The sequence below is a fragment of the Streptomyces sp. MAI_2237 genome (assembly GCF_054189285.1).
Map to the genome: position 1 here is coordinate 102,016 of NZ_JAJPGQ010000003.1, position 24,599 is coordinate 126,614.

Sequence of the window (24,599 nt, forward strand, 5' to 3'; positions counted from 1 at the left end):
GTTAACGCGGGTAACACCGCAGCTCAGCGTAGTAAGCGCGTACCGACCGGCCAGTTTGTGGAAAACCTCGCGCACCCCCGAACTGGCTAGTAACGTGCGTGGCTCGCCCGCCCCCCACCTCCCTGCGGTCCCGTACGGGACCCGAGCCACGCAAGGAGCACCGGGATGTCCCATGAGCCCTACGGCCCATCCCCTGCGTACGACGCCACCTACCCGTGGCAACCGCACAGCGTCCCGCCGGAGCGCTTCGCCCCGCCGGAGCGCTTCGCCCCGCCCCGTCCGCCCCACCAGCCCCTCGGTCACCACAGCGACCTGCGCGAGCTGCGCAGCGCCTACCGCTGGCAGCGCCGTACCGCCGCGCTCACCGCGTTCGGCTACTTCGTCCTCTTCCTGGTGCTGTCCGCCTTCGCCCCGTCGGTGATGACCACCAGCGTCGTGGACGGACTGCCCGCCGGACTGCTGCTCGCCGTCCTGCAGATCCCCATCACCTGGGTGGCGATCGCGCTGTACGAGCGCACGGCCCGCCGTCGCGTCGACCCGATCGCGGACCGCATCCGCAAGCAGGCCGCACTGGATGCCAAGCGGGAGGCCCGGCGATGACCAACGGCTTCAGCGGCAACGCGCAGGCGATGTCCCTCGTCGCGTTCTCCGCCATCGCCACCATCACGCTGCTGCTGTGCGTGATGACCGGCCCCGACCGGGACGACCTCGACGAGTTCTACACCGGCTACGGCTCCCTCTCCCCCATGCGCAACGGCCTGGCGATCGCGGGCGACTACATCTCCGCGGCGAGCGTCCTGGGCACCGGCGGGGTGATCGCCCTGTGCGGCTACGACGGCATCGTGCTGGCCCTCAGCACCGCCCTGTCCCTGATGCTGCTGATGTTCCTGCTGGCCGAACCCCTGCGCAACGCCGGCCGCTTCACCATGGGCGACGCCCTGACCCGGCGGATGCCCGGACGCGCGGTACGCATCACCGCGTGCGTGGTCACCATCGCCGCGCTGCTGCCGCTGATGCTGGTCCAGCTCGCCGGCACCGGGCAGCTGCTGGCCTTCATCCTCGGCTTCTCCGGCGACGCGCTGAAGACGGGCTGCATCATCGGGCTCGGCGCCCTGATGATCAGTTACGCGGCGATCGGCGGCATGAAGGGCACGGCCCTCATCCAGATCCTGAAGATGGTCATGCTGCTCGGCTCGGGAGCCGTGGTCGCCCTGCTGGTACTGAGCCGCTTCGACTGGGACCCCGGCGCCCTCTTCCACGCCGCCGCCGCGCAGAGCGGGGTCGGCTCCCGGTTCCTGCACTCCGGCGTGCAGTTCGCGGGCAGCCCCAACCCCCGCCTGGACATGATCACCTCGGAACTCACCGTCGTCATCGGCGGCGCCTGCCTCCCGCACGTCACGATGCGCATGTACACCGCCAACAGCGCCCGCCAGGTGCGCCGGTCGATGTCCTGGGCGGTGTCGTCCGTCGTCGTGTTCGTCCTGATCATGACGGTCGTCGGCTTCGGCGCCACGGCGCTGATCGGACGTTCGGTCATCGCCCAGGCCGACCCGCAGGGCAACACGGCCTACCTGCTCGGTTCCCGGGCCGCGTTCGGCCCCGACGTCTCCACAGCGGAAACGTTCCTGTTCACGACGGTCACCACGGCGATCTTCCTGACCCTGCTCGCGTCCGTCGCCGGCATGATCCTCGCCTGCGCCAACTCCCTCGCCCACGACGTCTTCGCCACGCACATGCGAAAACTGTCGGCCCGCCGCGAGATGGCGCTGGCCCGGGCCTCGGCGCTCGCGGTGGGCGTCCCGGCGATCCTGCTGGCCACCCTGGTCCAGCACCGCAGCCTGCAGCCCCTGGTGACGCTGTCCTTCTGCCTGGGCGCCTCCGCCATCGCCCCGGCCCTGCTCTACAGCCTCTTCTGGCGCCGCTTCACCCGGACGGGCCTGCTCAGCACCCTCATCGGCGGCACCCTGGCCGTGCTCGTGGTGATGCCGGGCACGAACCTCGTCTCCGGCTCCCCCGTCTCCGCCTTCCCCGAGGCCGACTTCAACTGGTTCCACTTCACGACGACGGGAGTGCTCACCATCCCCCTCGGCTTCGCCTTCGGCTGGCTCGGAACGGTCCTGTCCGGCCGGCGCACCGCGGAGGAGGAGCGGCACGAGTACGAGGCGGTGGAAGGGTGGATCCTGGCGGGGGCGGTACGCAGGGGCGCCTGAACGACACCCACCCCGCGAACTCGGGCCGGGGGGCGGCCATCGTGATGGCGGCCCCCCGACCCGCTCTCACTCCCCCTGCGTCGAACCCGTCAACGCCGTGAGACTGCTTCGTACGTAGTCCATCTGCGCCTGCACGTCGTCCCACCGCTCCCCGTGCTCGCGCAGCACCCGCTCGGTCTCCCGGGCGATCCGTTCCTCCCGCAGCCGCGCGTCCGCGAGGATCTCGGCGGCACGCGCGCGTGCCTCCTCCTGGCAGCGGCGGCCGGCCTCCTCCGCCTCCCCGAACGCCCGCTTCGCCTCCGACAGCGTCCCCTCCGCCAGCGCCACCCGTTCGGCCTCCCGCACCGCCGCCGCGGCCACCCGCTCGGCCTCCGCCCGCTCCACCTCCTCCCAGCGCTCGGCGAGCTCCTTGGCCTGCTCGGCGAGCTGTTCCGAGGTGCGGCGGCGCACGTCCCGGAGCGCGCCCAGAGCCTTACCACGCCTCTGCTTCACTTCACGCCGGGCGGAGACACGGATCTCGTCCGCCTCGGCGCGGGCGGCGATCAGGCACTGACGGGCGCGTTCGTCGGCATCGGCGCGCACAGCATCGGCGTGCGCCTGCGCCGCGTCCCGCACGCCGTTCGCGCACTCCTGCGCCTCTTCTGCCCGGCGCTGCGCCTCCTGACGTGCACCTTCCCGCACGGCGGCCGCCTCCTGCCGAGCGAGCTCGAACAGGTGCCGCGCGCCCTCCCCGAGCGACTCGTAAGCCTGCGGCCCGAGCCGCGCCACCGCCTCCCGCAACCGCGCCACCTCCTCCTCCATCTCCCGGGCGAGCACGGTGAGACGGGCGGCCCGCTCCCAGGCGGCGTCCCGGTCGTGGGAGAGGGCGGCGGCGTAGGCGTCGACCTGATCGGGCCGGTAACCGCGCCCCCGTACGACCCCGAAGCCGTGGGGCGAGACCGATGCGCTGCTCATCCTGGAACCCCTCTGCGCCGAACGGACACGAAAAGATGATTGCGCGCACATCTTGAGGTATAGGACGGAAGTGTTCATAACGCGACACTCCGCCCAGGGGTCACGGTCAGGCGCGGACACGTACGCGCATGACCGCACATCGGCATCGGCGTGCCTGTGGGTACGCAGAAGGGCCGGGCCCGGTCACAACGACCGGGCCCGGCCCGAAAGTCCGCTCACGCGGGCGTCAGCTCACGCAGGTATCCGCTCACGCGGGCGTCAGCAGGACGTCACAGCAGGCCGTCCCACATCTCCTCCAGTAGCACCGACCACCAGCTCTCCGGCGATCCCAACGCCGCCGGGTCCAGCGAGGCGAGCTGCGCCTGGAAGTCGACGGTCCAGCGGCCCGCCTGCTCCTGGTTCAGCCCGAACCGCAGCCGCCACATCCGCCCGAGCAGCGCCAGGCAGCGCTGGAACTCGGGCAGTCCGGTGTTCACGAACTGCGGCGGCACCGGCGCCCCACCGGGCCCCGCCTCCACCGGCACAGCGACGATGTTCGCCGAGCCGTACTGCACACAGATCGCCTTGCCAAAGTCGCTGCCCATGACGAGGTAGGAGCCCGCGTCCGAGGCAGGCTGCACACCGCGCTCCTGCGCCAGCTCGGCGAGTGTCGGCACCGGCCGCCCCGGCTGGGCCTGCGCCCAGAAGAACGGACCCATGTCCATCGGCAGCCCCGCCACCACCAGCGACTGCGCCACGATCGGCGGCACGCCCTGCCGGGACACGGCCTGCTGCTCGAACCGGAAGATCCCCGGCCCGAACGCCCCGCCCAGCTCCTGCGCGATCGCCTCGGGCGGCACGGGCGGAGCCGACTGCACCGGCGGCAACGGCGCCCGCACCGGCGCCGGCCGCGCGGGCCCGTCCGCCACCTGGTGCAACTCACCCTGATGCGCCAGCAGTTGCTGCATGCCCTGCTGCCGGCTCGCATGATCCGTGCCGTACGGCGCGATGCTCGTGATCCGCGCCTGCGGCCACTGCTCCCGGATCATCCGCGCGCAGTACGCGCCCGGCAGCTCGCACGACTCCAACTCGGTGTGCAGCTCCAGCACCTGGTCCGGCGGCACGTTCATACCGCGCAGCTCGTGGAAGATCTGCCACTCCGGATGCGGCATGCCCGGCGCCGAACGCCGGATCAACTGCTGCTCCGAACCGTCCTGCGCGCGGTAGCGCAACACGGCCTGATAGCCGGGGCCGACCGTCGGCTGCCCCTGGGGCTGAGGCTGCGGGTAGCCGTACGCCGGCTGCTGCCCGGGCACGGGCGGCTGCTGGCCGGGCAGGGGCTGCCCCGGCGGAGGCATGGTGCCGGGGGCCGGGGGCATCGACGGCTGGGGAGCGGGCGGTGCCATGCCGGGGGCGCCCGGGGTACCGAGTGCGCCCGGAATGGGCGGCTCGCCCGGGGCTTGCGGCGGCTGGGGTGCGCCGGGCGGGCCCATCGGGGGTGCGCCCGGGCCACCCACCGGCGGCGCGGCCAGCACGGTCTCCGCGTGGTGAACGGCACCTCGCGCGCCCCCGGAAGGGCCCTGCGCGCCGGGGGCACCAGGTGCGCCCGGGGCGCTCGGAGGCTGAGGTGCGCCGGGGGCACCCGGCATGCCCGGGGCGCTCGGAAGCTGGGACGCGCCCGGCGCTCCCGGCATACCCGGGGCGACCGGCCCTCCGGATGCGCCAGGCGCGTTCGGTACGCCCGGGGCGCCAGGAGCCGAGGGTGCGCCGGGCGCACTCGGAACACCAGGGGCGCCCGGAGGCTGCGGCGCGCCCCCACCCGGCCCCATCGCGCTGGGGTCGGCAAGCATCGTGGCGGCGTGGTGGACACCGCCCGGAGGCGTGCCGCCGGGCATGTTCGGCGCACCGGGCGGCTGGGGGGCGCCCGGAGGCTGCGGCGCGCTGGGCGGAGGCGGCGTGCCCGGGGCGTGCGGTCCGACGGCATCCTCCGGTCCGACGGGACCGAGCGCCGACACGAGCTGCGTGGGCACATACCCGCCCGCGCCCGGCCCGGGCGGAGGCGGCGGCGCGCTTCCCTCCCGCGCGCCCGGAGCCCCGGGGACACCCGGCGGGGGCGGCGGAGGCGGCGTCGTAGCCCGGCGCGGCGGAGGTCCCGCCTTGCTGGTCGCAGCGTCGGCGATGTCGCCGGCGTTCGGCGCGAGCGAGCGCCCAGGGGCGCCCGGAACTCCCGGCGCACCCGGAGCGCCGGGCGGCTGGGGCGCACCCGGCGCGACGCCGGGGCCCTGCGGATAGCCGTAGGAGGGGGCACCGGGCGGAGGCGGCGGCACCGCACCCGGCACAGGCGCAGGCGCAGGCGCACCAGGCACAGGCGGGGCCGGCGCGGCAGTGCTGCCCGCGCCCTGCGGGTAACCGTAGGAAGGCACCCCCGGAGAACCCGGAAAACCCGGCACCCCCGAAGAACTCGGCGCACCCGGAACACCCGGAGCACCCGGAGCACCCGGAGCACCCGGAGCACCCACCGCCGCCCCCTCCACCGTCGGCGGAAGCGCGCTGCCCCTCGACATCAGCTCGGTCACCGCGTCCGGCGGCGTGTCGTCCCCGGCCTCGTTCAAGGGAGGAGCGAAGACGGTCGCCGGCAACGGCACCGAACGGTCCTCACCGGCATCGGCGTTGGTGTCGGTCCCGGCCCAGGGAGTCGCCCCCTCGGGAACAGGCGCCGCACCCGGCCCGGGCAGCGTCTCGGCCAACGCCCCACCGCCAGGAGCAGCAGCACGAACCTCATCCTCGACATCGGACCCGGCACCAGCACGGGCACCAGCACCAGCACCGGCCCCCGCCTCATCCCGCCGATCCGCGATCCCCAGCCTGTCCGCCGCGTCCTGCAACCACTCCGGCGGACTCAGCAGGAACGACGTCTGGTTCAGATCCACCCGCGCCGAAGCAGCCGACGCCGGCGCCGGTTCGGGATCGACCTCCGGACGGCCGTACTCCTCCTCGTACCGGCGAATCACCTCGCCCACCGGCAAAGACGGCCACAGCGTCGCCTCGCCGCTGTCCCGGGCGATCACCAGCCGCTGCGCGCCACCGTCCGAGCGCGGACCGTCGGCACGGTCCTCCGCCCACACCACGAAGCCCAGTTCGAACTCCCGTACCCGCACCTCACGATGCTGGTACGACGGCACGTCACCGTTGATCCACTCTTCCGCGCGCTCCTGCGCCTGCGCGAACGTCACCATCGCGAAGCTCACTCCCCCACAACCGCGGACGACGAAGACGACGAAGACGACGAGGACACCGGCACCGCACGCGCGAAACCGCCGTCCACCATCAGATTCGCCACCGTCTCCAACTCCGGCGGAGAACCCGCCAGTCGGGACAGGAACGCGTCGAAGTCCTCACCGCACGGCAGCAGCAGCCGCTCCACCCGGTCAGACGGCGCCCACGAGGGATCCACGTCCCGCGCGTCGTCGTACGCGCAGAACCACACCGAGCCGATCCGCTCGCCCTTCACCTTCACCGCGAGCAACCCGCCCTGCACGAACGCGACCCCCAGGTAATCCTTCGTCAGGTGGTCACGCAGACACTTGTTGACGTAAACCAGATCGTTCACGGCCGCCTCGTCGCGCACCGTGAAGAACGGCTGGTCGATCAGCAGACCCAACTCCGCGTCCAGCGCGGTCCCCACCGGCGCGCACCCGCCCGCCGCCTTGAGGAACGAACGGTACGCACCCGGCAGCCGGTACCCGAGGTCCTCCTCGACCCCCTGCACCTGCGCCTCCGTCACCGCCACACCCGACTTCGGCAGCCCGAAGTGCGCCGGCCGCGTCTCCTGCAACGGCCGCGTGCCCCGCTTACCGTGGTCCACCGCCGCCGTCGCGATCCCGCCGTGATGCCGCAGCAACGCCTTCACCTCGACCGGCACCAACTCCAGCCGCCGCGACCCCACCACGTGATGCCACGTCCAGCCGTGCGGCGTCGCCACCGACGCCACCGTGTCCCACAGGTCGTGCCCGGAAGCCGCCAGGACCGCGTTCGCCGAGACGTAGTCCGTCAGCCTTAGCTCGTCGACACCGAAACCCTCCGGCGGCTCCGCGATCTCCGCGGCGGCACGCGCATAAGGGGAGAAGTCGGGGTAACCGTGCTCATCGACACGTACCCCTCTCGGGTGACGCGCCGCCCGGACCGGATCCGGGAAATGCACGACCTGCCCGGCATAGGCCGCGTTCGGCGGCGCGGCTTGTTGCCCAGCCTGGCGGCTGGGCGGTGCCCCGAGCCGACCTGTCGTCATGGCGGTTGCCCCCTGCGGCGTTCTGTACGGACCCTGGTGGCCACCTCCGGCCACCACACCCCGTATGTCTGACTGTCTCCACGCGTCAACCGCACGGCACGCGGCAGCCGCATGGAACGCGGTGGCGACAGCCTATGCGGTACGACGACACCGGTCACCGGGCACCGGTCAGCCGCCCTCCGCTTCCGTGACCAGCCGTCACCCCGCCCTTACACACCGCCCAAACCCGGGCGTGTCGCACCGCCCCAGCTACCGCAGCGGCAACGGAGTTTGGCACTCTGTCCCTTCCGAGGGGACGCTCGGGAGGGGATGACGATCATGAACGCGACGCAGACGGGACCGCACACGGCACCGCACACCGCAGCACACACGGGCCGCTCCGGCGACCCCCGCATCGGCTGGAGCGCCACCGACACCGCACCCGCGCCCACCCTCCACCACCGCCGCGACGGCATACTCCCCACCGTCGCCGCCGCCCTCTCCGTCCGCGGCACCACCCTCACCGGCACCGCCGCCCGCGGCGAGGAACCCCCCGCACTGCACCCCCTCGTCCAGGACTTCCTCGACACCCTCACCAGCGACCAACGCGACCGCTTCACCGGCCGCTGCGCCGAGACGATCCTCATCTCCCGCCACATCGCCACCACCGACGCCGCCCGCAGCAAACGCGCCGCCCGCAAACCCATGACCAACGGCGAGGCACGCAAAGCCCTCAAGCAGGCCAAACTCACCGCCCGCCGCATCCGCGAGGACGGCGACCCCCTCCACGGCAGCTTCGCCACCCCCTGCCGCGCCTGTACCGCCCTCAGCGCCCACTTCGGCGTACGCATCGTCGACCCCACGGCGACCGGCGACTGACCCCGCCGCCCACGGCGACAGACGGCCACCCCCCACCCCACACCCGCAAGACGGCCCCCGCGGCCGGTCCATGACCTCGACGATCGAAGGGCAGATGCACCCCGACCGCACCTCCACCACGCGCTTCCCCGTACCCGTCGACGCCGCCCTGCGCGCCGCCGGCTGGCAACCCGGACGCTGGGACATAAAGCAGGCCGAGATCTGGGCCGACACCCTGCGGGAGCACCAGTCGCCCGCCGGCCACCGGCACGCCCTCTTCCCCGCCGCCGTCGAAGCCTGGGCCGAATTCGGCGGCCTCCACCTCGCCCCCACCGGACCCGGCCGCCAGATCGCCCCCACCGCGATCCACCTCGACCCGTTGCACGGCCTCCACATGGCCCGCACCCTCGGCGACCTCGGCCGCGCCCTCGACACCGAGGTCAGCCCCCTCGGCACCGAGACCGACACCGACGCCCTCCTCGCCATCGACGCCGAAGGCCGCGTCTACGCCCTCGACCACACCGGCGACTGGTACCTCGGCCCCGACATCGACCAAGCCCTCGCCGGCCTCGTCTCCGGCATCGAACCCGTCCGCCTCACCGCAGGCTGACCCACCAGCCGGCAACAGCGCCGCGACGACCAAGGACCTCACACCGCCGCGACCACCGCCGGAATCACCGCCGACACCCGGAAACCCCCCGCATCCGTCGGCCCCGACACGAACACCCCGCCCAGCGCGGCCACCCGCTCCTTCATCCCCACCAGCCCGTTCCCCCCAGACGGCAACCGCGCCGACGCCGACCCCACCTCCGGCGGCGGCTCGTTCTCCACCTGCATCGCGATCTCCGACCCCCGATGCGCCAACCGCACATGCGTCTTCGCCCCCGCCGCATGCTTGTGGACGTTCGTCAACGCCTCCTGCACCACCCGGTACGCCGTCTGCTCGATCTCCGCCGCGTACGACCGCACATCCCCCTCCACCGACAGATCCACGACCATCCCCGCGGCCGCCGACTGCCCGATCAACTCCTCCAACTCGGAGAGGCAAGGCCCCTCCCCCTCCTCCACGACCCGCGAAGCCGCCACCGCGGCCGCCACCCCCACCGCCGCCAACGGCACCGACGGCTCACCCCGCCGCGCCCCGGCACCGTCCCCGCTGCGCAGCACCCCGAGCATCTCCCGCAACTCCGTCAACGCCTGCCGCCCCATGTCCCCCACCAGAACGGCGTTCTTCACCGCCTTCTCGGGATCCTTCCGGGCGACCGCCTGCAACGCGGCGGCATGCACCACCATCAGACTCACCCGATGCGCGACCACGTCGTGCATCTCCCGGGCGATCCGCGTCCGCTCCTCGTTCCGCGCCCACTCCGCGCGCTCCTCCGCACGCTCCGCGAGCAACATCAACTCCCGCTCCAGGCTGTCCGCACGCTCCCGCAGGCTCTCCATCAGCCGACGCCGCGCCCCCACGTACAGACCCAGCAGCAACGGCGGCGCCGTCATCCCGATCGCCGTCGTGATCGCCGCGAACGGCACGAACCAGTCACCCAGGTCCCACGTCCCCCGCGCCATGTCCTGCCGCACCCGCACGAACATCACGATCAGCATGCCGACCAGCGACATACCGGCCAGGGAACCGATGATGCGGCGCGGCAACTCCGAGGCGGCGAGCGTGTACAGCCCGACGATGCCCATCAGGTAACCCATCTGGGCGGGCGTGATGGCGATCGACACCAGCACCACGGCGATCGGCCACTGCCGGCGCACCAACAGCGCCGAACCGGCCAGCACCCCGAAGACGACCCCCGCCGCCACCGGAATCCCCGCATCCCGAGCGAACCGCACACCTTCGAACGCGCACTCCAACGCCGACGCCAGCGCCAGCCCCACATCCAACGCCGCGCTGCGCCACCTCGCCCACCACCACGGCCCTCCCCGGGCCGCGGCGTGGTCTTCCCCCGTCGTGGTCATGCCTCCAGCCTACGGGCGTTCCCGGCCGGTTTTCCGGCGAGTTTCCACGACTGGCCTACACCACATTCCGTGACCGGACGAGCACGAATCGACCCGCTTTCCCTCGAACTGCTGAATCGCTCACCGTTCGACACCGGAAGCAATCATTCCGCCCGGACGGTATGCGTATGGCACATTCCTGCGGCAAGTACGCCGACTTCGAGGGACTCCGGCAACAAGCGCTGGCGCTTCGCCGCGAGGGCCTCAGCCGACGCCAGATCCGCGACCGGCTCCACGTCCACAACAACGACATCCTCAACCGCCTCCTGCAGGGCGAGCCCCCGCCCGCCTGGACGAAACGCCCCAACGCCAAGGACGACCTACGAGCCAGAGCCCGCGAACTCCGCCTCCAGGGCTGGACGTACGACCGAATCGAGGCCGAGCTCGGGTGCTCCAGGAGTTCCGTCTCACTCTGGGTACGGGACTTGCCGAAACCGGAGCCCCGGTACACACCCGAGGAACAGCGGGAGCTGATGCATGCCGGGCTGACCCGGCTGCGCGAGGTGCAGGACGAGGAACGCAGACGCGTCAAGGACGAGGCGAGGCAAGAGGTCGGGGAGCTCTCCGACCGGGACCTTTTCATGGCGGGCGTCGCGCTCTACTGGGCCGAGGGGCAGAAGAGCAAGCCGTACCAGCGCCGCGAGGTGGTCAACTTCGTCAACAGCGATCCGGCCGTGATCGAAGTCTTCCTCGCCTGGCTCGATCTGCTCGGCGTGCCTCGTGAGCGCCTCGTGTATCGGGTCATGATCCACGAGAGCGCTGACGTGGAGGGTGCCGAGAGGTACTGGGCCGGCGTCGTCGGCGTCGATCCATCCGCTCTGCAGAAGACGACGCTGAAGAAGCACAACCCCAAAACCGTGCGCAAGAACATCGGCGACGACTACCGCGGCTGCCTCGTCGTTCGGGTCCTGCGCGGAGCGGAGCTGTACTGCCGCATCGAAGGCTGGTGGAAAGGGATAGTTGCTGGCAGCGCAGCGCGTCTCCGGTAAGGTCTGAGTCGCTGTCCCCCGTGGTGTAACTGGCAGCACACTGGTTTTTGGTACCAGCAGGACAAGGTTCGAATCCTTGCGGGGGAGCCACAGCACACAAGACCTAGGTTCGGGCCCTGACAGCACCGCCAGGGCCCGCTCTCATGTCACCCAGGAAACGCCCCGGTATCCTTCGGATGTCCCCACCTCCTCCACAGCCGAAGGGCCACCCCGTGAGCGCCATTCGCCCGGCAGCCGTCGTCGTTCTCGCAGCGGGTGAGGGCACCCGTATGAAGTCGGCCACACCGAAGGTCCTGCACGAGATCTGCGGCCGCAGCCTCGTCGGCCATGTGCTCGCCGCCGCCCGTGAGTTGGACCCCGAGAACCTGGTGGTCGTCGTCGGGCACGCGCGGGAGAAGGTGGCCGCGCACCTCGGCGAGATCGACCCCGGCGTACGCACCGCGGTGCAGGCGGAGCAGAACGGCACCGGTCACGCCGTGCGGATCGCGCTGGAGTCGCTCGGCGGCGGTGTGGACGGCACGGTGGTCGTCGTGTGCGGGGACACTCCGCTGCTGAGCGGTGAGACGTTGCGGCGGCTCGCCGCGACGCATGCCGCCGACGGCAACGCGGTGACGGTGCTGACCGCCGAGGTGCCGGACGCGAGCGGTTACGGCCGGATCGTGCGGGACGCGGCCACGGGTGCCGTCACCGGGATCGTGGAGCACAAGGACGCCTCCGAGGGCCAGCGGGCGATCCGTGAGATCAACTCGGGTGTCTTCGCGTTCGACGGTCAGCTGCTCTTCGGCGCGCTGAAGAAGGTCCGTACGGACAACAGTCAGGGCGAGGAGTATCTGACGGACGTGCTCGGCATCCTGCGGGAGGCGGGTCACCGGGTGGGGGCCTGTGTGGCGGGCGATCACCGGGAGATCGCGGGCATCAACAACCGTGTGCAGCTGAGCGAGGCGCGGCGGATCCTGAACGACCGGCTGCTGACGCGGGCGATGCTGGCCGGTGTGACGGTGGTCGATCCGGCGACGACGTGGGTGGATGTCACCGTGACGTTCGAGCAGGACGCGGTGGTGCATCCGGGGACGCAGTTGCACGGTTCCACGCATCTGGGCGAGGGCGCGGAGGTGGGGCCGAACAGCCGGCTGCGGGACACGCGGGTGGGTGCCGGGGCGCGGGTGGACAACACGGTGGCGGACGGTGCGGAGGTGGGGCCGGAGGCGACCGTGGGGCCGTTCGCGTATCTGCGGCCGGGGACGCGGCTGGGTGCGAAGGGCAAGATCGGTACGTATGTGGAGACCAAGAACGCCGTGATCGGTGAGGGTACGAAGGTGCCTCACCTCTCGTACGTGGGCGACGCGACGATCGGTGAGTACACGAACATCGGTGCTGCCAGCGTGTTCGTGAACTACGACGGGCAGGAGAAGCACCACACCACCGTCGGGTCGCATTGTCGTACCGGCTCGGACAATATGTTTGTGGCTCCTGTCACGGTCGGGGACGGTGCGTACACCGCCGCCGGGTCCGTGATCACGAAGGATGTGCCGCCCGGTTCGCTGGCCGTGGCCCGTGGTCAGCAGCGGAATATCGAGGGTTGGGTGGCTCGTAAGCGTCCGGGCAGCGCGGCGGCGAAGGCGGCCGAGGCGGCGTCTCGGCAGGTCGAGAGCGAAGACTGACCGGAAACGGACGCCTTCGACACGGCGTACCGTGATAAGTGCACACCCAGTTGAGATACCTCTGAGGAGACAGCTGTGACCGGGATCAAGACGACCGGCGAGAAGAAGATGATGTTCTTCTCCGGCCGCGCCCACCCCGAGCTTGCCGAGGAGGTCGCCGAGCAGCTGGGTGTCGGGGTCGTCCCGACGAAGGCCTTCGACTTCGCCAATGGCGAGATCTATGTGCGGTACCAGGAGTCGGCTCGTGGTGCGGACTGCTTCCTGATCCAGAGCCACACGGCTCCGATCAACAAGTGGATCATGGAGCAGTTGATCATGATCGACGCGTTGAAGCGGGCTTCGGCGCGGTCGATCACGGTGATCGTGCCGTTCTACGGCTATGCGCGGCAGGACAAGAAGCACCGTGGCCGTGAGCCGATCTCGGCGCGGCTGATCGCCGATCTGATGAAGACGGCGGGTGCGGACCGGATTCTGACCGTGGATCTGCACACGGACCAGATCCAGGGCTTCTTCGACGGTCCGGTGGACCACCTGTTCGCGCTGCCGCTGCTGGCGGACTACGTGGGCCGGAAGGTCGACAAGGACAAACTGACGGTGGTCTCGCCGGACGCGGGTCGGGTGCGGGTTGCGGACCGCTGGTGCGACCGGCTGGGTGCGCCGCTGGCGATCGTGCACAAGCGGCGTGACAAGGACGTGGCGAACCAGGTGACCGTCCACGAGGTCGTGGGTGAGGTCAAGGGCCGGGTCTGTGTGCTGGTGGACGACATGATCGACACGGGTGGCACGATCTGCGCGGCGGCGGACGCCCTGTTCGCGCATGGTGCGGAGGACGTCATCGTGACGGCGACGCACGGTGTGCTGTCGGGTCCGGCGGCGGACCGGTTGAAGAACTCGCGGGTGAGTGAGTTCGTGTTCACGAACACGCTGCCGACGCCGGGTGAGCTGAACCGGGAGCTGGACAAGATCACGGTGCTGTCGATCGCGCCGACGATCGCGAGTGCGGTGCGTGAGGTGTTCGAGGACGGTTCGGTGACGAGCCTGTTCGACGAGCAGTGAGCTGTAAAAACGCTTCTGCATGATCGATTTTTCTCCGGCCTTCCTTGCTGAGTAGACTGCTCCAGTTGCTCGGCGAGGGAGGCCGTTCCCGTTTTCCAGGGGTTCGGCGGTCCGTTATCGACGCGCTCTTCGTAGCAGGCCGTTCGTGGCCGGGTGACCACGTCCGTATCTACCTGTACGAGGAGTGATCCGCATGTCCGAGGTGAAGCTGAGCGTCGAGACGCGCACCGAGTTCGGCAAGGGTGCCGCCCGCCGTATCCGCCGTGACAACAAGGTTCCCGGTGTGCTGTACGGCCACGGCTCTGACCCGCTGCACCTGACCCTTCCGGGCCACGACCTGCTGCTGGCGCTGCGTACGCCGAACGTCCTGATCTCCCTGGACATCGACGGCAAGAGCAGCGAGCTGGCGATTCCGAAGGCCGTTCAGCGTGACGCGATCAAGGGCTTCCTGGAGCACGTCGACCTGCAGCTGGTCAAGCGTGGCGAGAAGGTCACGGTCGAGATCCCGGTCCACACCGAGGGCGAGCTGGCCCCGGGCGGCAACCTGCTGGAGCACGTCCTGAACGCGCTGCCGGTCGAGGCCGAGGCCACGCACATCCCCGAGTCCGTGACGGTCTCCGTCGAGGGCCTGGAGGCCGGTGCCTCCGTCCTCGCCAAGGACATCACGCTGCCGAACGGCACCACGCTGGCCGTCGAGGAGGACGCGGTCGTCCTTCAGGTCCTGGCCGCGCAGGCGGAGGAGTCCGAGGGCGAGGAGTCCGAGGGCGAAGAGGCCGTCGCCGAGGCCTGATCCGAACGGATCGTCGTTTCGTCAGCCGCTGTTCCCGTACGGGGCAGCGGCTGGCGCGTATCGAGGAGACATGGACGTGACCACCCCCTCCAACGCCCCCTGGCTGGTCGTCGGGCTCGGCAATCCGGGGCCGGAGTACGCCGGCAACCGGCACAACGTGGGTTTCATGGTGGCCGATCTGCTGGCCGAGCGGATCGGGGGGAAGTTCAAGCGGGCGGGCAAGGCGCAGGCCCAGGTCGTGGAGGGGCGGATCGGTCCTCCGGGGCCGGCGGGCCGCCGGGTGATCCTGGTCAAGCCGACGTCGTACATGAATCTGTCGGGTGGTCCGGTCAACGCTCTGCGGGACTTCTACAAGGTGCCCGTCGCGAACGTCGTGGCCGTCCATGACGAACTGGACATCGACTACGGCACGTTGCGGCTGAAGCTCGGTGGTGGGGACAACGGGCACAACGGGCTGAAGTCGATGACGAAGGCGTTCGGGGCGGACTATCACCGGGTGCGGTTCGGGATCGGGCGGCCGCCGGGTCGTATGCAGGTCGCGGACTTCGTGCTGAAGGACTTCTCCTCCGCGGAGCGCAAGGAGCTGGACTACTTCGTGGACCGGGCGGCGGACGCGGTGGAGGCCCTGGTGATCGAGGGGCTGGAGCGGGCGCAAAGCACGTACAACTCCTGACTTGTCCCCCGTCCGAGTTGACCGGGCGTTCAGGCATGGCCAATGATCCCGGCCATGCCCGCCACTGCCGCCCCGTCCTCCCGTCAGGCCCGTCAGGTCTCCGGTTCCGCGTTGCGGTTCGGGCGGGTGGCGGTGATGGGCGTGGTGGCGGTGCTGATCGTCGTCGCCGGGGTGTGGGGGTCGTGGCGGACCGCTCCGTACGTGATGCTCACCAAGGGGCGCGAGCGCGGCACGATCGAGGTGACGCGGTGCGACGGGCGGGCCTGTACGGGGCCGTTCACGCCGTTGGCTCAGGGTGCGCCGGCGCATCCGCGGATGGTCATCGAGAGGACGGCCGCCGTGCGGAAGGGGCGGTCGTACACGGTGGTGGTGCTGCCCGGCGGCGACGAGGTGGTGCGGTCGGGGCCGGCCGGGGTGCTGTACGCGTGGGTTCCGCTGGGCGGGGCGTTGTTGCTGGCGTCGGTGGTGGTGGCCGGGGGGCTGCGGCGGACGCGGGTGGCGTGGGTGCTGGCGGGGTCGGGTGTGGCCTTGCTCACGGCGGCTTTCGTGACGATGTGAGGTCTTTTCGCGTTCTCCATGCCTGTGGAGCACGTAAGCGTTGTCTGTTCGTGATTGACCTTGGGTCAGGTGGGACTGGATGCTGAGCCGCCCCCTCCACATCTTCCCGTCCACCACTCGAAGATGGATTTGCCCCATGCGTACCCTCTCTCGCGCCGGCGCTCTGTCCGCCGTCGCCGCGGCCGCGCTGTTCTCCGCGCCCGTCGCCGCCCATGCCACCGCTCCCGGGGACAACGGGACGGTGAAGATCCACGACGCCAAGACCGGCGAGGAGCTCAACCGCAACGAGCCGCACGTCTGCACGTTCTACCTGGACGCCTTCGGTTTCGACCGTGTCCAGAAGGTCGACTGGCACATCGAGGCCTGGGCGCCGACCGCCAACAGCAAGGGCGAGACGGTGAAGACGGGCGCGATCACGCTCGACGCGAAGGGCCACGGCCGTACCGAGGACCTGTCGCTGCCCGACGGGCACTACAAGCTGTTCTGGAACTTCGACGGCGAGAAGGGTGCCGCGAAGCACAAGGTGTTCTGGACGGACTGCAAGGACAACGGCGGCGGCGGTTCCACCCCGTCCTCGTCGGCATCCCCGTCGGCGTCGGATTCCGCCTCGGCGTCCGCGTCCGCCTCGCCCTCGGCCGGCTCCTCCGCCTCCCCGAGCGCGTCGTCGTCCGGGGGCGTGTCCGCGTCCTCGTCGCCGTCCGCGCAGGGCAGCGGCTCGGGCGACCTGGCCGAGACGGGCAACGGCGCGCCGGTCGGGCTGCTGTCGGGCCTCGCGGCGGCGCTGGTGGCGGCCGGCGGTTACCTGGTGGTCCGGCGGCGCCGGGCCTGACGTCCCACGCAGAAACGGCGGTGCCCCCGAGTACGACACTCGGGGGCACCGCCGTTTCTGCGTGGCTCAGCCGGTGTTGCGCAGGCCTGCCGCCACACCGTTGACGGTGAGGAGCAGGGCGCGGGAGAGCAGCGGGTCTGCTTCCTCGCCTGCGGCGGCGGCGTCACGCTGCCGCTTGAGGAGGGCCACCTGGAGGTAGGAGATGGGGTCCAGGTAGGCGTCGCGGATGGCGAAGGTCTGCTTCAGGACCGGGGTGGCGTCGAGGAGTTCGTTCTCGCCGGTCACCCGCAGGACCTCGCGGACGGTCAGTTCGTGTTCGGCGCGGATGGTGTCGAAGACGTGCTTGAGCTCGTCCGGGACGAGGGTGTCCACGTAGTGGGCGGCGATCCTGAGATCGGTCTTGGCGAGCGTCATCTCGACGTTGGAGATGAAGTTGCGGAAGAAGTGCCACTGCTCGTGCATCTCGTCGAGCACGGTGTCCAGTCCGGCCTCGCGCAGCGCCTTCAGGCCGGAGCCGACGCCGAACCAGCCGGGGACGATCTGGCGGGACTGGGTCCAGCCGAAGACCCACGGGATGGCGCGCAGGCCGTCGAGCGAGACGCCCGAGCCGGGGCGGCGGGAGGGCCGGGAGCCCAGGTGCAGGTCGGCGAGCTGGTCCACCGGCGTCGACGCGAGGAAGTACGTCGGCAGGTCCGGGTCCTCGACGAGGCGGCGGTAGGCGGCGTGGGCGGCGTCCGAGACGACGTCCATGGCCGCGTCCCAGCGGGCGAGGGCCTCGTCGGACTGGCGGGGCGCGGTGTGCAGGGCGGAGGCCTGCAGGGTGGCCGCGACCGTCAGTTCCAGGTTCTCCCGGGCCAGGGAGGGGATGAGGTACTTGTCGGAGATGACCTCGCCCTGTTCGGTGACCTTGATCTCGCCCTCCAGGGTGCCCCAGGGCTGGGCGAGGATCGCGTCGTGGGAGGGGCCGCCGCCGCGGCCGACGGTGCCGCCGCGGCCGTGGAAGAGGCGCAGGCGCACGCCGTAGCGGTGGGCGACGTCGCGCAGCCGGCGCTGGGCGCGGTGGATCTCCCACTGCGAGGTGGTGATGCCGCCGAACTTGGAGGAGTCGGAGTAGCCGAGCATGACCTCCTGGACGTCGCCGCGCAGCGCCACCAGGCGCCGGTAGGACGGGTCGGAGAGCATGTCCTCCAGGATCGTGTCGGCGGCCTTGAGCTCGTCGGTGGTCTCCAGCAGCGGGACGATGCCGATCTTCGCCCAGCCGGCGTGCAGGTCGATCAGGCCGGCCTCGCGGGCGAGGACGGCGGCGGCGAAGACGTCGTCGGCGCCCTGGCACATGGAGATGATGTACGACTCGATGACCTCGGGTCCGAAGACGGCGAGGGCCCGCTTGATCGTCTCGAACACGCCGAGGGTCTTGGCGCCGGCGGCGTCGACGGGTGCCGGGGTCGGGGCGAGCGGCCTTCTGGAGCGCAGTTCCTTGGCGAGCAGCCGGGCGCGGTACTCGCGGGGCATGTCGACGTACCGCCAGGACTCCTCGCCGAGGCGGTCGAAGAGCTGGCCGAGGGCGTGGTGGTGGGCGTCGGCGTGTTCGCGGACGTCCATGGTGGCGAGCTGGAGGCCGAAGGCGGCCAGCGTGCGGATGGTGCGGTCCATGCGGCCGTCGGCGAAGAGGTCGCCGCGGTGGGCGCGCAGGGAGTTCTGCACGAGGGTGAGGTCGGCGAGCAGCTGGGAGGTGCCGAGGTAGTCGCGGCCGTCCTCGTGCGGGGTGCCCTTGGCGAGGCGCTGCTTGGTGTTCTCCAGCTTCTGCCGGATGCAGGTGGCCTTGAGGCGGTAGGGCTCCTCGGCGTTGAGGCGCTTGTAGCGGGGGCTGATCTCGGGGAGGCGGTCGAGGTCGGCCTGGAGGGACTGCAGCAGTTCCTCGGTGGCGCCGGTGTAGCGGATGGAGTTGGACAGGAAGCCGCGCAGCTCGTCGATCATCTCCAGGGCGTCGTTGATGCCGTGCTCGTGCTGGAGGATGAGGACGTCCCAGGTGACCTGGGGGGTGACGTTCGGGTTGCCGTCGCGGTCGCCGCCGATCCAGGTGCCGAAGGTCAGGGGCCGGCTGTCGTCGGGCAGCTTCAGGCCGACGCGTTCCAGCTCGGCCGTCAGGTCCTCGAGGACGTCGCCGACGGCGCCGGCGTGGAGTTCGTCGAGGTAGTAGATGGCGTTGCGGGCCTCGTCGGCGGGCTCGGGCCGTACGACGCGCAGTTCGTCGGTCTGCCACACCAGGTCGATGTTCTCGGCCAGCCGGGTGTCGAGACGGCGCCGGTCGGAGGCGATGACCGGGGTCTCCAGGAGTGCGGCGATGCGCCGCAGCTTGTTGAGGACCGAGCGGCGGGCGGCCTCGGTGGGGTGGGCGGTGAAGACCGGGCGGACGTTGAGGTGGGCGACCGTCTGCCGCAGGTGCTCGGGGTCGGCGTCCTTGAGGCGGTCGGCGGTGCGGGCCAGCAGGCCGCCCTCGGCGGCGCGGCGGGCGCGCAGCTCGCGGCCGCGGTGCACCTGTTCGGTGACGTTGGCCAGGTGGAAGTAGGTGGAGAAGGCGCGGACCAGCTTGGCCGCGGTCTCCAGTTCGGTGCCGCGCAGCAGTTCGGCGGCGGCCTCTCCGTCCTCGCGCGTGAGGCGGCGGACCTTTTCGACGAGTTCCAGAAGCTCGGGGCCCTCCTGGCGGACGAGGGTCTCGCCCAGAAGGTCGCCCAGCCGGCGGATGTCGGCGCGCAGCTCGGTGCTGGTCGTCGTGGTCTGGTCGTCGGCACTGCTCACAGGTGCGGCTCCTTGCAGTGTTGAAGCTCGTCTGGGAGGGAACCCGGCGGCCGGGACCGCGCGGCGGGCGCCGCGTACGGCCCTGACATCCGGGAAGGAATCAGAGCGGACCGCGCTGTCCGACCGACTCCAAGGATAGGTGTCCATGCGGACGCGCAGACTCTCGGGCTCTTGCCGCCGGGCGACGCGCTGCCATACTTACGACGCCGTAGGTTACGGAACCGTAGGAAGGCGTGCACGTTTTTCGCCGCCCGGCATCTTTCTCAACCCTCGACCCCACAGGGGACGCCCATGACCACGAGCTCCGATGTGCTCCCAGACGCCCCGAAGGGGACCGACACCGCAACTCCCTCGGCCACGCTGGGCGGTGAGCAGAAGCGGTCGATCGAGCAGATCACCCTGCTGCTGTTCATCACCGTGCCCTTCCTCGCGCTGCTTGCCGCGGTTCCGCTGGCGTGGGGCTGGGGGGTGAGCTGGCTGGACCTCGGTCTGCTGGTCTTCTTCTACTACCTGGGCTGCCACGGCATCACCATCGGTTTTCACCGCTATTTCACGCACGGTTCCTTCAAGGCCAAGCGGCCCCTGCGGATCGCCCTGGCGATCATGGGGTCGATGGCGGTCGAGGGCCCGCTGGTCCGCTGGGTGGCGGACCACCGCAAGCACCACAAGTTCTCCGACGCGGAGGGCGACCCGCACTCCCCGTGGCGTTTCGGGGAGACGCTCCCGGCACTGATCAAGGGCCTGTGGTGGGCGCACATCGCCTGGATGTTCGACGAGGAGCAGACCCCGCAGGACAAGTACGCGCCGGATCTGATCAAGGACCCGGCCATCCGCGCGATCTCCCGCCAGTTCGTGTTCTGGACGATGCTGTCGCTGGCCCTGCCGCCGCTGATCGGCGGTCTGGTCACCTGGTCGTGGTGGGGCGCGTTCACGGGGTTCTTCTGGGGCTCACTCGTTCGGGTGGCTCTGCTGCACCACGTCACCTGGTCGATCAACTCGATCTGTCACGCGGTCGGCAAGCGGCCGTTCAAGTCGCGGGACCGTTCGGGCAACGTGTGGTGGCTGGCCGTGCTGTCGTGCGGCGAGTCCTGGCACAACCTGCACCACGCCGACCCGACCTCGGCGCGGCACGGTGTGCAGCGCGGGCAGCTGGACTCCAGTGCCCGTCTGATCCGCTGGTTCGAGGCGTTCGGCTGGGCGTACGACGTGCGCTGGCCGTCACGCTCACGTATCGATTCACGCCGTAACACCGGCGAAGAAGGGTCTCGGCGCCGGAAGGCGACCGCCGAGACGGCATGATTGACGCCGTGGCGACCGACTCCAGCAGCACCGAGAGCACCGACAAGCCGCGGCGCGCGCGGCGCACCCGCATGACCGGCGCCGAGCGCCGTCAGCAGCTGCTGGAGATCGGACGCACCCTGTTCGCCGCGAAGGGCTTCGAGGGCACGTCGGTGGAGGAGATCGCGGCGAAGGCCGGGGTGTCCAAGCCGGTGGTCTACGAGCACTTCGGCGGCAAGGAGGGGCTGTACGCGGTGGTGGTGGACCGTGAGATGCGGCGGCTGCTGGACATGGTGACCGGTTCGCTGACCGCCGGTCATCCGCGTGAGCTGTGCGAGCAGGCCCGCGTTCGCGCTGCTGGACTACATCGAGGAGTACACGGACGGCTTCCGCATCCTGGTCCGCGACTCCCCCATCCCGCAGTCGACGGGCACCTTCGCCTCGCTGATCTCGGACATCGCCACCCAGGTGGAGGACATCCTGGGGCGGGAGTTCAAGAGCCGCGGCTTCGACCCCAAGCTCGCCCCCCTGTACGCGCAGGCCCTGGTCGGCATGGTGGCGCTGACCGGTCAGTGGTGGCTGGACGTGCGCCGCCCGAAGAAGGCGGAGGTCGCGGCCCACCTGGTGAACCTGGCGTGGCACGGGCTGGACGGGCTGGAGCAGAAGCCGCGGCTCATCGGGCACCGCAAGAGCTGACGCGCACCCGTCGGGAGCGACGCTCCCGACGGGTGCGCGTCAGCGCAGGTCTGCGCTGATCAGTGCTTGAAGACGTCCTTGGCCTTCTCCTTGGCCTGGCGGGCGTCGCCCTTGGACTGCTCGGCGCGGCCCTCGGCCTCCATGCTCTCGTTGCCGACGGCGCGGCCCACCGTCTCCTTGACCTTGCCCTTGGCCTGTTCCGTCTTGCCCTTGGCCTTCTGATCGCCGGCCATCAGTCATCACTCCCAGTGACGCGAGACGTCATTCCTTGACACACCTGGTAACCCTCAGGGGGCCGGGCAAACGTCCCCGTCGGGCTCCAGGAACTCCAGCCGGTTGCCCACCGGGTCCTCGGAGTAGAAGCGCCGGTGCCCCGGCAGGTTCCCGTCCCACACGACCTGCGCCCCCTTGGCCTCCAGCCGGGCGGCGTACGCCTCGATGCCGGTGACCCGCAGCCCGGGATGCGCCTTCCTCGCGGGCCGGAAGTTCTCCTCCACCCCCAGGTGCAGCTGGACGGCACCGGCCTGGAACCAGCAGCCGCCGCGCGCGGCGAGCACCGGCGGCTTGGGGACCTCGGTCATGCCGAGGACGTCCGTGTAGTAGGCGCGCAGCAGGTCCTCGGAGCCGGCGGGGGCGGCGAGCTGGACGTGGTCGACGGCGGTGAGCATCAGGCCTCCTTGCGGGCGACGGCGAAGATGCGGCGGAAGGGGAACGGGGTGCCGTGGGCGGTGGCCGGGTAGGCCGCGCGCAGGGCCGCGCGGTACTCGGCGAGGAAGTCCTCGCGGGCCTCGGGGTCGTCGGCGAGAGCGGTCAGGACGGGCCGCAGGCCGGTCCCCTTCACCCAGTCCAGCACCGGGTCCTCGCCGGTCAGCAGATGCAGGTAGGTCGTCTCCCACACGTCGGCCGCACAGCCCAGGGAGGTCAGCCGCTCCAGGTAGGTCTCGGGGGCGAGGACGGCGTCGTCGTGCCGCAGGAGGTCGGCGAGGCGGTCTTCGAAGCGGGGGGAGCGGGCGATCTCGCGCATCAGCCGGTGGCTGGGGGCGGAGAAGTTGCCGGGCACCTGGAAGGCGAAGGTGCCGCCCGGGGCGAGCCCCGCGATCCACTCGCCGAACCGCTCCGCGTGCCCGGGGACCCACTGCAGGGTGGCGTTGCTGACGATCAGGTCGTACGGCCGTTCGGGCGCCCAGGTGCGGACGTCGGCGGGGGCGAAGTCGAGGCGCCCGCCGCCCGGTGTGGGTCCCGCGTGCTCGGTGACGGCCCGGTCGAGCATCTCGGGCGAGTTGTCGTAGCCGGTGATGTGCGCGGTGGGCCAGCGTTCGGCGAGCAGGACGGTGACGTTGCCGGGGCCGCAGCCGAGGTCCGCGACGGCCGGCGCGGTGGACGGCGGGTCCGGCACGCGCGCGAGGAGGTCGGTGAAGGGGCGGGCGCGGTGGCCGGCGTGGCGGAGGTACTGGGCGGGATCCCAGGCGGGGCTGCTCATGCATGCCACCTTCCCCGCCATCTTCTCTTGATGTCAAGAGGCTCGACATCAAGAGACTTCACGTCGACACAACCACTACACTGATCGCCATGGAGGACGAGGTCGATCGGCTGGTCGCTGCGTGGCGCCGGGAGCGCCCGGACCTCGACGTGGAACCGCTCGAGGTGCTCAGCCGGGTGAGCAGACTGGCCAGGCACCTGGACCGGGCCCGCAGGCTGGCGTTCGCCGAGCACAGCCTGGAGCCCTGGGAGTTCGACGTGCTGACCGCGCTCCGGCGCGCGGGGACGCCGTACCAGCTCTCGCCCGGGCAGCTGCTGACGCAGACCCTGGTCACCTCCGGCACGATGACCAACCGCATCGACCGGCTCACGAAGAAGGGCCTGGTGGAGCGGTTGCCGGACCCCAGCGACCGGCGCGGTGTGCTGGTGCGGCTGACGGCCGAGGGCCAGGACCGCGCGGACCAGGCCCTGGCCGGCCTGCTCGACCAGGAGCGGGCGATCCTCGCCGAGCTCTCCCGCGCCCAGCGCGGTGAACTCGCCGGGCTGCTACGCCAGCTGACCGCCCCGTTCGACAACATCCCCGGCTAGGTCCACCGGCCCGACGCCGGCCCGGCGGGCCAGGGCGACGGCGGCCAGCGTGCTGTGCACGCCCAGCTTGCCCAGGACGTTCTGCATATGGGTGCGCACGGTGTGCGGGGAGAGGAACAGCCGCTCGGCGACCGCCTTGCGGCCGAGCCCGGCCACCATGCAGCGCAGCACCTCGCGCTCCCTCGGCGTGAGGGACTCCACCAGCCGCTCGCTCTCGGTGCGGTGCTTGCGCGCCGCCGTCAGCTCCCTGAGCACGCCCGTGAGCAGGGCGGGCGGCAGATGGGTCTCGTCGCGCAGGACGCCCCGGATGACGCTCAGGAGTCTCGACAGCGAGCAGTCCTTGGCGACCCAGCCCGAGGCCCCGGCCTGCAGGGCGAGCGCGGCGCGCCGCGGATCGTCCTTCTCGGCGAGGACGACGATCCGTACGCCCGGCTGCGCGGTGCGCACCCCGGCGACCAACGAGATCCCGTCGACGAGACCGTCCTCCCCCACCTCCTGCACGGGCACGGCGGGCCGCACGCCGGGCAGGTTGCCGCCCAGGTCGGCGTCGACGAGCAGCACGTCGAAGCGGCGCCCCTCGGCCGCCGCCCGCTCCAGGCTGCGCAGCGCGGCGGGACCGCTGCCCGCCGCGGAGACGTCGACGTCGGGCTCGGCCGCAAGGGCTGCGGCGAGCGACTCGGCGAAGATCCGGTGGTCGTCGACGACCAGGACTCGGATGCGAACCACGAAACCCCCTTCCCCAGGCTCTTTGAAGAGCAGGGGACCCCTTTGTTCGGGAGACGGTACGGGCGCGGGTACGACGCCCGGCGCGATGGCCCGGCACGGCCGCCGCCGTGCGGAAACTGCTACCCCCACTTCGGGTGTCGTACCCGACTGTCTCGCCCCCTGATCGGCACCGGCCCCCACCGGTGCTGCTCATCAGGGTACG

22 protein-coding genes, 1 tRNA gene and 1 pseudogene are annotated in these 24,599 nt (G+C 71.1%); 15 read left to right on the forward strand and 9 right to left on the reverse strand.

Annotated features, from left to right (window positions below):
* Positions 1-165: 165 nt before the first annotated feature.
* Both LN251_RS10700 and LN251_RS10705 read left to right on the forward strand, forming a co-directional pair.
* Complete coding sequence (locus LN251_RS10700; RefSeq protein WP_458244222.1) at positions 166-600, forward strand: DUF485 domain-containing protein; 435 nt, start codon at positions 166-168, stop codon at positions 598-600.
* Entirely contained in the window at positions 597-2,210 is a 1,614-nt protein-coding gene (locus tag LN251_RS10705; protein ID WP_249839852.1) for a sodium/solute symporter, read from the forward strand. The genes LN251_RS10700 and LN251_RS10705 overlap by 4 nt, the downstream gene beginning before the upstream one ends.
* A gap of 66 nt (positions 2,211-2,276) precedes the next feature.
* Here LN251_RS10705 and LN251_RS10710 read toward each other — a convergent pair whose 3' ends face one another.
* The 3 genes from LN251_RS10710 to LN251_RS10720 all read right to left on the reverse strand — a co-directional run bounded on the left by LN251_RS10710 (position 2,277) and on the right by LN251_RS10720 (position 7,431).
* On the reverse strand, positions 2,277-3,164 hold the full coding sequence (locus LN251_RS10710; RefSeq protein ID WP_458244223.1) for a cellulose-binding protein: 888 nt from the start codon (positions 3,162-3,164) through the stop codon (positions 2,277-2,279).
* A 269-nt stretch (positions 3,165-3,433) separates the two neighbouring features.
* Positions 3,434-6,379 carry an SUKH-4 family immunity protein gene (locus LN251_RS10715; protein ID WP_458244224.1) on the reverse strand — a complete coding sequence of 982 codons (2,946 nt, stop codon included), beginning with the start codon at positions 6,377-6,379 and terminating at the stop codon, positions 3,434-3,436.
* An 8-nt stretch (positions 6,380-6,387) separates the two neighbouring features.
* A complete protein-coding gene (locus LN251_RS10720; RefSeq protein ID WP_458244225.1) occupies positions 6,388-7,431 on the reverse strand; it encodes an SMI1/KNR4 family protein in 1,044 nt (347 codons plus the stop codon).
* Positions 7,432-7,740: 309 nt separating this feature from the next.
* On the opposite strand from LN251_RS10720, the gene LN251_RS10725 reads away from it, so the two are divergent.
* Together LN251_RS10725 and LN251_RS10730 are read left to right on the forward strand one after the other, a co-directional pair.
* The gene (locus LN251_RS10725; protein ID WP_458244226.1) at positions 7,741-8,289 is read left to right on the forward strand and encodes a YwqJ-related putative deaminase; all 549 of its coding nucleotides are present in this window, start codon (positions 7,741-7,743) and stop codon (positions 8,287-8,289) included.
* A gap of 94 nt (positions 8,290-8,383) precedes the next feature.
* Positions 8,384-8,878 carry an SUKH-3 domain-containing protein gene (locus tag LN251_RS10730; protein ID WP_458246696.1) on the forward strand — a complete coding sequence of 165 codons (495 nt, stop codon included), beginning with the start codon at positions 8,384-8,386 and terminating at the stop codon, positions 8,876-8,878.
* 38 nt (positions 8,879-8,916) lie between these two features.
* Here the strand turns inward: LN251_RS10730 and LN251_RS10735 are convergent, their stop codons facing one another.
* Positions 8,917-10,236 carry a sensor histidine kinase gene (locus tag LN251_RS10735; protein ID WP_458244227.1) on the reverse strand — a complete coding sequence of 440 codons (1,320 nt, stop codon included), beginning with the start codon at positions 10,234-10,236 and terminating at the stop codon, positions 8,917-8,919.
* Between the two features lie 167 nt (positions 10,237-10,403).
* Between LN251_RS10735 and LN251_RS10740 the strand changes: the two genes are divergently transcribed.
* The 8 genes from LN251_RS10740 to LN251_RS10775 all read left to right on the forward strand — a co-directional run bounded on the left by LN251_RS10740 (position 10,404) and on the right by LN251_RS10775 (position 16,831).
* Positions 10,404-11,264 (forward strand): hypothetical protein, encoded by an 861-nt coding sequence (locus LN251_RS10740; protein WP_458244228.1) that lies wholly within the window; start codon positions 10,404-10,406, stop codon positions 11,262-11,264.
* A gap of 14 nt (positions 11,265-11,278) precedes the next feature.
* Positions 11,279-11,354: transfer RNA gene (locus LN251_RS10745), tRNA-Gln, on the forward strand.
* 122 nt (positions 11,355-11,476) lie between these two features.
* Entirely contained in the window at positions 11,477-12,925 is a 1,449-nt protein-coding gene (gene glmU / locus LN251_RS10750; RefSeq protein ID WP_458244229.1) for a bifunctional UDP-N-acetylglucosamine diphosphorylase/glucosamine-1-phosphate N-acetyltransferase GlmU, read from the forward strand.
* A gap of 75 nt (positions 12,926-13,000) precedes the next feature.
* Complete coding sequence (locus LN251_RS10755; RefSeq protein ID WP_458244230.1) at positions 13,001-13,981, forward strand: ribose-phosphate diphosphokinase; 981 nt, start codon at positions 13,001-13,003, stop codon at positions 13,979-13,981.
* 193 nt (positions 13,982-14,174) lie between these two features.
* Positions 14,175-14,771, forward strand: a complete 597-nt coding sequence (locus LN251_RS10760) for a 50S ribosomal protein L25/general stress protein Ctc (protein WP_458244231.1) — start codon at positions 14,175-14,177, stop codon at positions 14,769-14,771.
* Between the two features lie 70 nt (positions 14,772-14,841).
* Positions 14,842-15,444 carry an aminoacyl-tRNA hydrolase gene (gene pth / locus LN251_RS10765; protein WP_458244232.1) on the forward strand — a complete coding sequence of 201 codons (603 nt, stop codon included), beginning with the start codon at positions 14,842-14,844 and terminating at the stop codon, positions 15,442-15,444.
* A gap of 42 nt (positions 15,445-15,486) precedes the next feature.
* The gene (locus LN251_RS10770; RefSeq protein WP_458244233.1) at positions 15,487-16,002 is read left to right on the forward strand and encodes a hypothetical protein; all 516 of its coding nucleotides are present in this window, start codon (positions 15,487-15,489) and stop codon (positions 16,000-16,002) included.
* A gap of 136 nt (positions 16,003-16,138) precedes the next feature.
* A complete protein-coding gene (locus tag LN251_RS10775; protein WP_458244234.1) occupies positions 16,139-16,831 on the forward strand; it encodes an LPXTG cell wall anchor domain-containing protein in 693 nt (230 codons plus the stop codon).
* Positions 16,832-16,897: 66 nt separating this feature from the next.
* On the opposite strand, the gene ppc is transcribed toward LN251_RS10775, so the two are convergent.
* Entirely contained in the window at positions 16,898-19,630 is a 2,733-nt protein-coding gene (ppc, locus tag LN251_RS10780) for a phosphoenolpyruvate carboxylase (RefSeq protein WP_458244235.1), read from the reverse strand.
* Between the two features lie 291 nt (positions 19,631-19,921).
* Here ppc and LN251_RS10785 point away from each other — a divergent pair, with 291 nt between their 5' ends.
* Together LN251_RS10785 and LN251_RS10790 are read left to right on the forward strand one after the other, a co-directional pair.
* Entirely contained in the window at positions 19,922-20,929 is a 1,008-nt protein-coding gene (locus LN251_RS10785) for an acyl-CoA desaturase (RefSeq protein WP_458244236.1), read from the forward strand.
* Positions 20,926-21,604, forward strand: a pseudogene (locus tag LN251_RS10790) (TetR family transcriptional regulator). The gene LN251_RS10785 and the pseudogene LN251_RS10790 overlap by 4 nt, the downstream one beginning before the upstream one ends.
* Before the next feature lie 59 nt (positions 21,605-21,663).
* On the opposite strand, the gene LN251_RS10795 reads toward LN251_RS10790, so the two are convergent.
* From LN251_RS10795 to LN251_RS10805, 3 genes are read right to left on the reverse strand one after another with little or no spacing between them, the layout of a single operon-like run.
* Positions 21,664-21,837 (reverse strand): CsbD family protein, encoded by a 174-nt coding sequence (locus LN251_RS10795; protein ID WP_458244237.1) that lies wholly within the window; start codon positions 21,835-21,837, stop codon positions 21,664-21,666.
* A gap of 54 nt (positions 21,838-21,891) precedes the next feature.
* Positions 21,892-22,272, reverse strand: coding sequence for a VOC family protein (locus LN251_RS10800; protein ID WP_458244238.1), 381 nt, complete (start codon positions 22,270-22,272; stop codon positions 21,892-21,894).
* A complete protein-coding gene (locus LN251_RS10805; protein WP_458244239.1) occupies positions 22,272-23,084 on the reverse strand; it encodes a trans-aconitate 2-methyltransferase in 813 nt (270 codons plus the stop codon). The genes LN251_RS10800 and LN251_RS10805 overlap by 1 nt, the downstream gene beginning before the upstream one ends.
* Positions 23,085-23,173: 89 nt before the next feature.
* On the opposite strand from LN251_RS10805, the gene LN251_RS10810 reads away from it, so the two are divergent.
* Positions 23,174-23,671: a MarR family winged helix-turn-helix transcriptional regulator gene (locus LN251_RS10810; RefSeq protein WP_385240259.1), complete on the forward strand. Its 498-nt coding sequence runs from the start codon at positions 23,174-23,176 to the stop codon at positions 23,669-23,671.
* Here the strand turns inward: LN251_RS10810 and LN251_RS10815 are convergent.
* A complete protein-coding gene (locus LN251_RS10815) occupies positions 23,630-24,397 on the reverse strand; it encodes a LuxR C-terminal-related transcriptional regulator (RefSeq protein ID WP_458244240.1) in 768 nt (255 codons plus the stop codon). The genes LN251_RS10810 and LN251_RS10815 overlap by 42 nt on opposite strands.
* Positions 24,398-24,599: the final 202 nt, after the last annotated feature.